The sequence below is a fragment of the Candidatus Hepatincolaceae symbiont of Strigamia maritima genome (assembly GCF_055505085.1).
The window spans coordinates 1-11,270 of the sequence record NZ_DBKDTU010000103.1 but is presented as its reverse complement, the minus strand read 5'-3'; the positions used below and the strand labels follow the sequence as shown (position 1 = coordinate 11,270).

Here is an 11,270-nt window from a genome sequence, read left to right as displayed (position 1 = left end):
GCGACCACCGAGATCTACACTCTTTCCCTACACGACGCTCTTCCGATCTATAGATATAAGAAATTTTATGAAAGTGTTATATGAAAATGAGTGATGAGATTACGGTGATAATTTTGGCTGCTGGGATGGGAAGCCGTATGAATTCTAATTTACCTAAATGTATGCATTTATTAGGAGGAGTTCCTATGATAGAGCATTTAATTGCAACTGCTCAGAAGTTAAAGCCTACTCAAATCATTACGGTAATAGGTGATGATATGCCGGAAGTTGCGACTTATTTGCAAAATAAAACTAAAATTGCTTATCAACAGGAAAGGCTTGGCAGTGCCCATGCTGTATTGGCTGCGGAGCAATACTTAAATAGTCAAAGTGGGATCTTATTAATTCTTTACACTGATACCCCTTTAGTTGATAGTACAGTATTAAAAAAAATGATAACTTTAATTAATAATAAAGACACTCAAGAAAAAGCTGAGATGGCGGTACTAGGCTTTGAAACTGATAAGCCCAATAAATACGGCAAACTTATTACTCAAGGCAATAAAGTAATCAAAATTTTGGAAGATAAAGAGTCTAACTTTGAAGAAAAACAAATTAAACTTTGTAACTCAGGGGTATTAGCAATGTCTTTTGCAATAGCTTTAAAGATTTTAAAGGCTATCCAACCTAATAATTTGCAAAAAGAATATTATTTAACGGATAGTATTTTTTTAGCAACTAGATATGGGTATAATTGTTTGTATTTACAAGATAATAAGGAAAATTTATCAGGAGCTAATACTAAAGAAGAGTTAGCATTTTTAGAAAATGTCTTTCAGAATAAAAAAAGAAAACAATTCTTAGAATTAGGAGTACACATGGTAAGTCCGGAGACAGCCTTTTTTAGCTTTGATAGTAAAATTGCTAAAAATGTAATAATTGAGCCTTTTGTAATCTTTGGTACTAAAGTAAATATTGCAGAAGGGGTACTTATTAAATCTTTTTCTTACCTTGAGGGTGCTAATATTAAAAAAAATGCTAAAATAGGTCCCTTTGCTAGGTTAAGAGCAAATACCCAAATAGCTGAAAATGTTCATATCGGTAATTTTGTAGAACTTAAAAATGCTACAGTGCATATTAATACTAAGATTAATCATTTAAGTTATATCGGTGATACCGAAGTTGGTAAAAATACTAATATAGGAGCCGGTACAATTACTTGCAATTATGATGGATTTAGTAAATTTCAAACTACAATCGGAGAAAATTGCTTAATTGGTAGTAATACTTCAATTATAGCTCCGATTAAAATTAATAATAATGCTGCCGTTGCTGCAGGGAGTGTAATTACTGATGATGTACCTGAGGGTAGCTTAGCTATAGAAAGAGGATTACAAGCAAATATTGAAAATTGGTTTTTTAAATTTGTTCAAAAACAAAAAAACTAAGGTAAGAATATCCTCAAAGTAAGCATATTTTATTTAAACTAGAGTATTTTAAGTTTGTACCTTGTAAGATAGTATCTAAGATTTTAAGGAAGGTACAAGATTATAAATTAAGAAAAAAATTATTTTAAAATTTTATTCTAAAAACTTTTCTAAAAACCCTTAATATGGCGATATAATTCTATAATTTGTCTATCGGTGGTGTAAGAAATAAAATCTAAAGCAATCATAAACTGTTCATAAGAGGATTTTTTAGGATTATTTTGAAATCCTAAGATTTTGCTAAATCGTTGAGATTTAGGACTTTTCGGGTTCTTAAGAATTTGATAAAATTCATCAAGCAAGCCGTAAATCGCACTAATTCCGGTAATTTCAGTATTCAATTTAGAATTAGAACTAAAAATTAATGCTCTTGCCTGGTTTTTACATTCTTTAATTTCATTGGCAAAAACCGTTAGATTTAATAATTCATTATCAAAATCACCATTTAAGATGGCTTCTTCTTGTTCTAAAAATACGCTGATTGTCTCTGCTATAAGATTACTAATAGCTTTACCTCGTAACCATTCTACTTTTTTATAAATACTTAAATGTTTATAAAAAGCTTCTTTGCGAAGAGAGCTGGCTCTATGTTTGCTATCTCCCTCATATTTTTTAGGACTTCTCGCAATGGGAGCTAATAAATTTTCTAAATCTTTTAAAGTTATAGAATTAGTAGTAAAACCATCTTCAATATCAGCAATACTATAACAAATGTCATCGGCAGCCTCGGTTAAGAAAGCAAGTGGGTGTCTATACCAAAGAGGTAGGATAGAATCTTTTGTGATTAAGTCTAAAGTGCTGGCTACTTCCTTAAAGAAAGGTAATTCTGTAAGAAAAATTCCTGATTTAGTAGCTCCGATAGCCGTCAGTAGAGAGGAATTAGTAGAATTTTCTAAAATAGCTCCTCGGGGATATTTACAAAAAGCCCCTAAGGTAGCAAAAGTTAATCTTAAACCTCCTTCAGTTCCCCATCCGGCTAAGTTAGTAAGAGTTCTAAAGCCCTGAGAATTACCGTCAAAAGATAGTAAATCTTGTTTTTCTAAATCTGCTAAATTATCAGGCATATTATTTTTGAAGAAATCAATAATTGCCTCTTCTCCTACATGTCCGAAGGGAGGGTTGCCTATATCATGTGCTAAACAAGCTGCTTGCAGAATATAACCCAAATCATGTTCGGTTATTATTGCTCTTAAGTCATATTTTTTTACTAAACTAAGACCGACATTATATCCCAAAGATCTACCAACCGTTGCTACTTCTAAGGAGTGAGTTAATCTGGTTCTTACAAAAGAACTTTGAGCTAATGGATGTACTTGGGTTTTATCTTGTAGTCTTCTAAAATTAGAAGAGAAAATTATTCTATCCGCATCAATTAAAAAGGGGCTTCTATTATCTGCTTGTTGAGTATAGCTTTGGTTGAGCCCAAATCTTTTATTTGATAGTAAATTACGCCATTTTTCTGAATTAGGCATATCATAAATCCTGTGGTAAGATTGTTTAGTTAGTGCTAATATGGTATAATAATTTAGTAAAAAGTACAAAATAATTACAAAAAGAGTTACAACATACTATGATTCAAAAATTATCTCAAGAATGCAAATCTCAAAAACACAATGTAGAATACGATATTGCAATAATCGGAGCTGGTTCTGGCGGAGTAAGGTTTGCAAAGTTGGCAGGAGGCTATGGCTTAAAAGTAGTTATTTTTGAGGAACAAAAAATAGGAGGAACCTGTGTACTAAGGGGTTGTGTCCCTAAAAAACTTTTGTATTATGCTGCTAAAATAGGTGCGATTCTTAAACTAAGTAACGACTTTAGCTGGGAAAATGTAGGAAACTCTACTTTTAATCTACATAAATTTATACAACAAAAGGAAGTAGAATTAAATAGATTAAGTAAGCTGTATGAGCAAGCTTTAACTAATAATAATGTAGAAATTGTTCGTAGTAGGGCTACTCTAATTGATAAAAATACCATTGCTTGTGTAGATAATACCTCAGAAAAAAAGCAATACAGAGCTAAAAAAATTGTTTTAGCAACGGGTTCAAAAAGTAGACTTCCAACTTTTAAGGGGGTAGAATTTGTGCTAGATTCTGAAAAATTTCTTAACTTACAAACTTTACCGCAAGAGATTCTAGTTTTAGGGGGTGGCTATATTGCTATGGAATTCATTGGCATCTTAAGAGGTTTTTCAGTAAAAATACATAATGTATTACGCTCTGGTAAAATTTTAAATAATTTTGATAGCGATGTTGCTAACCACTTAAAACAGGAATTAGTTAATTACGGGATAAATTTTATTGAAAATACCGAAGTTTTAAGTATTACTAAAGAGCAAAATAAGTATTTAGTTAAATTTAAGAATCAAGAAACCCTAACAGTAGATTTAGTAATTAGTGCTATTGGCAGAGAACCTAATCTTGCAGGCTTGCATCTTGAAAACACTAAAGTTACTGTTCAAAATGGTTTTATAGAAACCAATGCATACTTACAAACTAAAGAGCCTAATATTTATGCCCTAGGTGATATAATGCATCAGCAGATGTTAACTCCAGTGGCGATTTATGAGGCAAAGTGCTTATTTGAAACGCTTTGTAAAGATAAAATTACTATTCCTAATTATGATTTTATTCCTACTGCAGTTTTCTCAATGCCTGAATTAGCAACTTGTGGTTTGTCTGAGGTAGAGGCTAGAATGAAATATACTCAAATAGAGGTCTTTACTTCTACCGTTAAATCTATGCAATATAGTTTTACTCATAATCCACTCAAAACTTTGTTAAAAATCATAGTGAATAAAGCAGATAATAAAATAGTAGGTTTGCATTTGTGTGCAAATGATGCAGCAGAAATTATTCAAGGTTTTGCCGTAGCACTTAAACAAGGTATTACTAAAGAGGATCTTAACCAATGTATTGGCTTGCATCCCACAGTTGCAGAAGATATACTTACTCTTTAGCTTTACCTATGCTAGTACAAGCTCGGTAAAATATTAATAAGGCATAATAAAGCATGAAAATACTTCACTATTTAGAAAATAACTATTTTACAACTACGGTTATTAGTAAAATTCTAGAGAATAATTATACTGAACCGGAGAAAGCAGCTTATCAACAAACTCTAACTCTATATCAAAGCTTATCAGAAGAAGAACTAAACTCAAACAATGAGGCTGACTTAAAGCATAAATTTATCAGTAAAGTTTTAGAAATTTTAGGTTATAGTTTTTCCTCAGAATATCCCTTTAGTATCCAAAGTAAACAATATACGTTAGATTACCTTTTATTTAGGAATAAATCGCAACAACAAGAATTTTTCCAATTAAAAAAAAGTGCCCAATTAGAGCATCTATCGGAATGTTTATTGTGTGAGGCTAAAGCTACCACTCAAAAACTAGATACTAATAAGGCAGATTTAGTTAATAACCCGCATTATCAGGTAATAAATTATTTAATTAATTCGGGAATTTCTTACGGCTTTTTAACTAACGCTAAATATTTCAGGTTATATGATGCTACCACTAAATTTGCCAATAAAGTCTATTTACAAATAGATTTATATAGTGCCTTAAAAGATGAAAATATTGAGGCTTTTATCTTATTTTATAGAGTTTTTCAGAGTGAGTTTTATTTTCGTAAGCCAACCCCAGTAGAGAGTGATCTCTTAAGTACTAATACTATTAGCCAAACTAAGAATGTTCAGAAACAGAAGATAACTGATATAGAAAATCGCCTAATTGATGTGCTCTACGGTAATGATAAAAATAGTGATGAGGATTCTATCTTAGAAGTTGTAGGGCAATGTGTATATAATTACCATACTCAAAACAAGAGTTTGCAAACCTTAGGTACGCACACCCTAAAAACCTTGTTTTCAGATAGTATAACTTTTATGTTTCGTTTAGTTTTTTTATTCTATTATGAAAGTAAATTTAAAACCCTCCTCAAAAAACATCAAGCTTATGATAATTATTCTATTTATAAATTTTATGAGAAGTATATTTTAACCGCCGAACAACGCCCCTCTGAATATAATATTTACGGAGCATTAATAGAATATTTTAGATATTTATCGGTAGGAAATATTAATTTAGAAATACCCATGTTAAACGGAGGTTTATTTGCTCTAGATAAAGCTGTATCTTTAAATCATAAGGGTATTTTTACTAATGAGGTAATGCGTACAATCTTTAAGCAGATGTTAATTTATAAAGAGAGTGACTTACCTTATCAAAAAAATGATTTACCCTCAGTACCAAGTATAAAAAACTCTCTCAAGTACCCCCTGCAAGCCCCGAACTCTTCTGCGTCTTCTTCTTCTGTTTCCAGCCTAGCTATTTCAGATGCGGTGCTTTCTACTCCTCCTGCTACTACTACTTTACCTACTAGTTTACAATTACAACTACTTACCACCCAAAATGACTTCTCCGGCATTGATATTAAAAAATTAGGGGAAATTTATGAAAATCTCTTACAATATGAATTCAGATTGGCCAGTAAAGATACCTATTTAGTAGCCTATAGGGAAAATAAAGCTGAGATTGTAACTTTTGCCGATAATCTAGATTTAGCCCTTAAAAAAGACTTTAAGCATGTAACAGAGTGTAGAAATAGAAAATATCCTGAAGGGAGTGTGTATTTAGTATCACTCAGTAATACCAGAAAACAAACTGCCAGTTATTATACTCCGGAAAGTCTTACTAAATTTATGGTGGCAGATAGTATAGCAAATCAGCAAAAATTAGGAAAAAGTTTGCATAAATTGCAAATTATAGATAATGCTTGCGGGAGTGGCCACTTTTTAGTAGACACTCTACAAATCCTAACAGAGAAGGTATTGTTAGAGTTTGCCTCTACTGCCAATTGGGCAGAGGATACCAAGGGAGAAGCCACTGTAGAAGTTATTGGAGGCAAGGATACAACTACTAACTCTATGGAGAGTTCTACTGAGAGAATAGGCGGGAATGCAAATATTCGTGAATTAATTGCTGAAGAAAAAGCTAAAATTATTGAGAATCTTAAAGAGTTAGGCTTTAGGGATCCTAAATCACAAGAGGAATTTTTAGATGAGGGGCAAATTCTTAAAAGAATTCTCCTAAAAAAGTGTGTTTTCGGATTAGATTATAATGCTTTGGCAATTGAAATTACTAAATTAGCCCTCTGGATTGAAACTTTTATTTTCGGTACTCCTCTAAGTTTTATAGAACATCACATTAAACAGGGTAATAGTTTAATTGGTACCACAGTTGATAGATTTAGGGCAGAGCTTAAACAAGAACCCCAACTTGATTTATGGTGTAAGGAAGCTGAGGAAAAACTAGCAAAATTAGAAGAAAATTATAAGCAATTAATAAATTTAAAAGATACAACCGTAGAAGAGGCATTAAAATCTAAAGAGATTTATAATAACCAAATTGCCCCAAAAACTCAAGAGGTTAATCTACTGCTTAATATTATTAATTATTGTGATTTTAGAAATGCTAATCGCTTAGCTTACGGTATTAAGGGTAAAGCAGGAGCTGAATTAGAAATACTTGCTAATAATAAAATAAAAAGAAAAATTGCTAAAGTTAAGAATAGTAGTACTATTTTTAAGATTTATATGGATAAGGAAAATCCGGATTCAGAGTTACATAAAGCAGTAGAGGATTTTGTAGCAACTTATTTACCCTTTAATTATGAGGTGGAATTTCCTGATAGTAGGGGTAATTTTGATATTGTAATCGGGAATCCGCCTTGGGAAGAAACTGCTTATAATGATAACGACTTTTTTTCCCAATATAATACTGCCTATCGCAAAATGAGTATTGAAAGTAAAAAAGCAGTACAAGAAAAATATTTAAAAGACCCTAGTTATAACTGGGTAAAAGCACATTATGATATTAATAAGGCATTCCTACAAAGTTATAATAATTATCTAAAGTCTAACTTCCCACTCAATAGCGGTGCGGGTGATAATAACCTTTTTAAATTCTTTATAGAAAATAATTTAGGATTATTAAGAACAACAGGGGTGTTAAATTTAGTTACTCCTTCTTTGTTAACCTATTCCCAGGGAAGTATTAAACTAAGGCAACATCTGCTTGAGGAATATCAATTAAACTATTGTTACCAGTTTGAGAATAGGCAGAAAATATTTATTAATGTACACAGTAGCTACAAATTTGTAATTTTTTCATTAAATCACAAATCTACTGAAGCAAATTTGGTAGATGAACCTATAAAGTTCCGTTTTATGGAAGTAAATCCTAGTATTTTGAAAACTGATGAAAATATTATTGAATTAACATTGCAGCAAATTAAAACTATCTCCCCAGAGTCATTGGCAATTTTAGAACTTAAAACCAGACAAGATTTAACAATTATTACAAAAATGTATAATTTATATGAACGCATAGGGAAAAATACTATTAAGTTTTCTAACGAGTTACATATGACCCAACATAGAAAACTTATGCAAGAACAAGCTATTACTAAGGATTATGTTAAATTTGGCAGAGAGTTAGATATGACTAATCATAGGAAGATTATGCAAGAACAAACGCTAACTAATAGCTTAGTATTATATGAGGGTAAGACTATTCACCAGTTTAATCTTAACTTTTCTTTACCAAAATATTTTGTAAATAAAATGGATTTAGAAACTGTAGAGAAATCTAAAGAACTTCATAGAATGAAGCAACATATTTCTAAGGAAAAATTACAATTTTTCCCTCAAGAAGAAATTACTCAAGCAATAAGTTATAACTACCAATATTATCGTTTAGCTTTTAGGACTATTGCTAGAAATACTGATGAGAGAACCCTGATTAGTACTATCTTACCTAAAAATTCTACCTATGGGAATAGTTTAGCTGCAACAATACCTATACATTATTATTTAGATAAAAGTAATGCTAAGATAATAGTTGTACCAAGCTATTCTTTAGCACAAATCTTTTTTTTAAATTCTGTGTTAAATTCCATAGTAATAGATTTTATTATTAGGAAATATGTAGATATGAATGTAAATCTAATTTACTTCAAGCAAATCCCGATACCAAAACCTACTACCGCAGAAATTTTGGCAAGTGAGCAATACCAAAAACTTATGGAGAATGCTTTATTACTTAATTATCTACACGCCCCAGAACATTTTAGTGATGCTGCTAAAGAACTTAACATAGATCTATCTTTAGTCCCAAATTCCTCTAGCAATAAAGAAAAGTTTAGATGTACTAAAATGTTAGAGAATGATTGTATTGTTGCCGCTCTCTATAAAATTACCTTAGCAGAATTAGAGTTTATCCTAACTACCTTTCCGGTATTTAATAAAAATCAACCCGCCTACCAAGAACAACTCCTACAAGCCTATGCAAAATACCCCACCTCATAGATTGTATACATATATGTAATTTTATTTATAAAAATGTATAATTATATATTTTTGTATATTGCTAACTACCATTCACTCCTCCCTCACCTAATCTCACCTGTTCCTAACTCATCATAATACACTTTCCAATCCCCGCCATACATTTTTACAACTCCCCACAATAGTATAAACCTAACAGGTAGAAGATATCAAAATAGCAAATTTTCCTTGCACTCTATCTTTATAAATGCTAATTATTATTTAATAAAAATATGGTATTAACAAAATGCTAATGAGAAAATGTGTAGAATTAGTAATCTTATTAATATTGGTAGCTTGTTTAGCTTTCTATATTGTCTCTACTATCAAAATATTCATGCTAGATAATAGTACAAGAGTAGAACACCTAGATTTAACAGTTCTGCAAACTTTTATAACTATGTTTGGTTTCTTTTTAGTAATTATTAGTTATTTCGGCTATCGTGGTATTAAGTAACATGCTAAGAATATAGCAGAGAAAGAGATTAAAATGTATATGCAAGGATTAGAAGAAAAGAAGCAGCAACAAGATAATTTTTACAAGGACTTATAACTATGACTTTTTTAAGAAAATTATCAGAATTACAGAAAATATATCCTGTAAACATAAAAACGCTAGGTGATGAGTTAGGGATTGAAATAACAGAGGAAGCCTTAGATAATAATATTGCTGGATATATAAAAAAAGAAAACAAGCAATACATAATAGCTATTAATAAAAAACATAGTAACACTAGGCAGAGATTTACCTTAGCTCATGAATTAGCACATTATTGCTTGCATCAGAAAGAAATAGATAAAAAAACTATAGAAGATGACTGTTTATATAGAAGTGGTTTATCTGCTAAAATAGAAACAGAGGCTAATAAATTTGCTGCAGACATGCTAATGCCGTGGACTTTAGTTACAGAACTTTTTAATACGCTAGAGCTGAAAAGAAAGATTTGGTTGAACAAATACAATATGTAGCAGAAAAACTAGAAGTATCAGAACAAGCCTTAGCAATTAGAATAGGAGCACCTTTGGATTAATAAGGGCTAAACTAATGGTTAATTCTGCTGGGGGGAGAGCTTGAAAAATATTGTGAAAAAAGTGTTTTATTTATAAAAGTAAGGAATAATTAAAAGTGTATCAAGTATAGTTTGCTAAGTAGCAGACTTGAGAATTCTGTAATACAGTTATAAAATATTAAATAATATAGGCTGGAAAACAATAAGTGCCGGATTTTAGTTTTGAAAATAAACTTTTAAAACATGAGCAAGAAATTATTTGTGGCATTGATGAAGTAGGCAGAGGTCCCTTGGCAGGACCGGTTGTAGCGAATGCTTTAATTTTTAAAAGTAAACCTCCGCATAATTTATTAAATATGATAAATGATTCTAAAGCTTTATCTGTAAAAAAACGGGAATATTTAGTTGCCACATTAACACAGTATGTTATATACGGCATGGGGCAGGCAAGCGTTATAGAGATTGATAAATATAATATCCTACAGGCAACCCTCATAGCTATGAAGAGAGCCTATAGTGCTTTGCAAAAAATTATACAACCTAATTATGTAATAATTGATGGTAATAAAAATTTGCAACTAGAGATACCCTCTTATACCTTAATCAAAGGTGATTCTAAGAGTATTACTATTGCTTGTGCTTCTATTTTTGCTAAAGTTTATCGTGATAATTTAATGCAGGAATTAGCAGTGCTATATCCTCAATATAACTGGCAAAAAAATGCTGGTTATGGTACCAAAGAGCATCTTATTGCTATGAGCAATTACGGGGTTACAGAGCATCATCGGAGTAGCTTTAAACCAGTGAATTTATTAAAAAAACCTAGTATAAAAAGTAAAAAATAATATAATAAGCTATAAAATTGCTAAAAACCAAAAGTAAGTTTACTTTAGGTAGAATTGTTATTACAATAAATCTAATATCTCTTACGATATTATAAAATATAAACATTACGTTATTTAGATGCACATTATTAAAAGAATATTAATCTTAACGCTTTTGCTAGGCGTTGTTTATAAGTCAGAAGCAGCAGTAACTTCTAATTTTATTAATTTAGGGTATGGGCAGTCTTATGTTAAAAACGATATCTATAATACTAAGCTCATAGAATTAGGGTTCGGCTATAATTTTTTTAATATCTTTAAGGCTTCTTTTGATTTAAATCATTATTATTCGGCAAAAGGTTATACTAATGATATCCTTAATAAAACTCATATAATTGATGATTCCTATCTTGATAGTAATAAATTTAGTTATTTATTTAATTTAGTCACTACTACGGTTTTGTTAAATTTAGAATTAGATTTACTGCAAATACCTACTTTTAATAAGCAATATTTAGGATGGTTTGTAGGTGCTGGGATGGGTCCTGCTGTATCATCAGTACAAAATTTTATAAAAA

At 30.8% G+C, this 11,270-nt stretch carries 8 protein-coding genes; 7 read left to right on the top strand and 1 reads right to left on the bottom strand.

Annotated elements, in window-relative coordinates; all coding sequences use genetic code 11:
- Positions 1 to 86: 86 nt before the first annotated feature.
- Complete coding sequence (glmU, locus tag ACQCX0_RS02530; protein WP_462562592.1) at positions 87 to 1,427, top strand: bifunctional UDP-N-acetylglucosamine diphosphorylase/glucosamine-1-phosphate N-acetyltransferase GlmU; 1,341 nt, start codon at positions 87 to 89, stop codon at positions 1,425 to 1,427.
- Positions 1,428 to 1,576: 149 nt separating this feature from the next.
- On the opposite strand, the gene dgt is transcribed toward glmU, so the two are convergent.
- On the bottom strand, positions 1,577 to 2,938 hold the full coding sequence (dgt, locus tag ACQCX0_RS02525; protein WP_462562591.1) for a dGTP triphosphohydrolase: 1,362 nt from the start codon (positions 2,936 to 2,938) through the stop codon (positions 1,577 to 1,579).
- A 98-nt stretch (positions 2,939 to 3,036) separates the two neighbouring features.
- Between dgt and ACQCX0_RS02520 the strand changes: the two genes are divergently transcribed.
- From ACQCX0_RS02520 to ACQCX0_RS02495, 6 genes are all read left to right on the top strand, one after another.
- On the top strand, positions 3,037 to 4,425 hold the full coding sequence (locus tag ACQCX0_RS02520; protein ID WP_462562590.1) for an FAD-dependent oxidoreductase: 1,389 nt from the start codon (positions 3,037 to 3,039) through the stop codon (positions 4,423 to 4,425).
- Between the two features lie 53 nt (positions 4,426 to 4,478).
- A complete protein-coding gene (locus ACQCX0_RS02515) occupies positions 4,479 to 8,840 on the top strand; it encodes an Eco57I restriction-modification methylase domain-containing protein (protein ID WP_462562589.1) in 4,362 nt (1,453 codons plus the stop codon).
- Positions 8,841 to 9,105: 265 nt separating this feature from the next.
- Positions 9,106 to 9,315: a hypothetical protein gene (locus ACQCX0_RS02510; RefSeq protein ID WP_462562588.1), complete on the top strand. Its 210-nt coding sequence runs from the start codon at positions 9,106 to 9,108 to the stop codon at positions 9,313 to 9,315.
- Positions 9,316 to 9,413: 98 nt separating this feature from the next.
- Complete coding sequence (locus ACQCX0_RS02505; protein ID WP_462562587.1) at positions 9,414 to 9,827, top strand: ImmA/IrrE family metallo-endopeptidase; 414 nt, start codon at positions 9,414 to 9,416, stop codon at positions 9,825 to 9,827.
- Positions 9,828 to 10,074: 247 nt separating this feature from the next.
- On the top strand, positions 10,075 to 10,713 hold the full coding sequence (locus ACQCX0_RS02500; protein ID WP_462562586.1) for a ribonuclease HII: 639 nt from the start codon (positions 10,075 to 10,077) through the stop codon (positions 10,711 to 10,713).
- Between the two features lie 118 nt (positions 10,714 to 10,831).
- A partial coding sequence (locus ACQCX0_RS02495) for a hypothetical protein (RefSeq protein WP_462562584.1) occupies positions 10,832 to 11,270 on the top strand: 439 nt, incomplete at its 3' end.

Coding starts and splice junctions, on each gene's coding strand:
- ACQCX0_RS02520 (WP_462562590.1), top strand. CDS start 3,037: ATGATTCAAAAATTATCTCAAGAATGCAAATCTCAAAAACACAATGTA.
- ACQCX0_RS02515 (WP_462562589.1), top strand. CDS start 4,479: ATGAAAATACTTCACTATTTAGAAAATAACTATTTTACAACTACGGTT.
- dgt (WP_462562591.1), bottom strand. CDS start 2,938: ATGCCTAATTCAGAAAAATGGCGTAATTTACTATCAAATAAAAGATTT.
- ACQCX0_RS02505 (WP_462562587.1), top strand. CDS start 9,414: ATGACTTTTTTAAGAAAATTATCAGAATTACAGAAAATATATCCTGTA.
- glmU (WP_462562592.1), top strand. CDS start 87: ATGAGTGATGAGATTACGGTGATAATTTTGGCTGCTGGGATGGGAAGC.
- ACQCX0_RS02510 (WP_462562588.1), top strand. CDS start 9,106: ATGCTAATGAGAAAATGTGTAGAATTAGTAATCTTATTAATATTGGTA.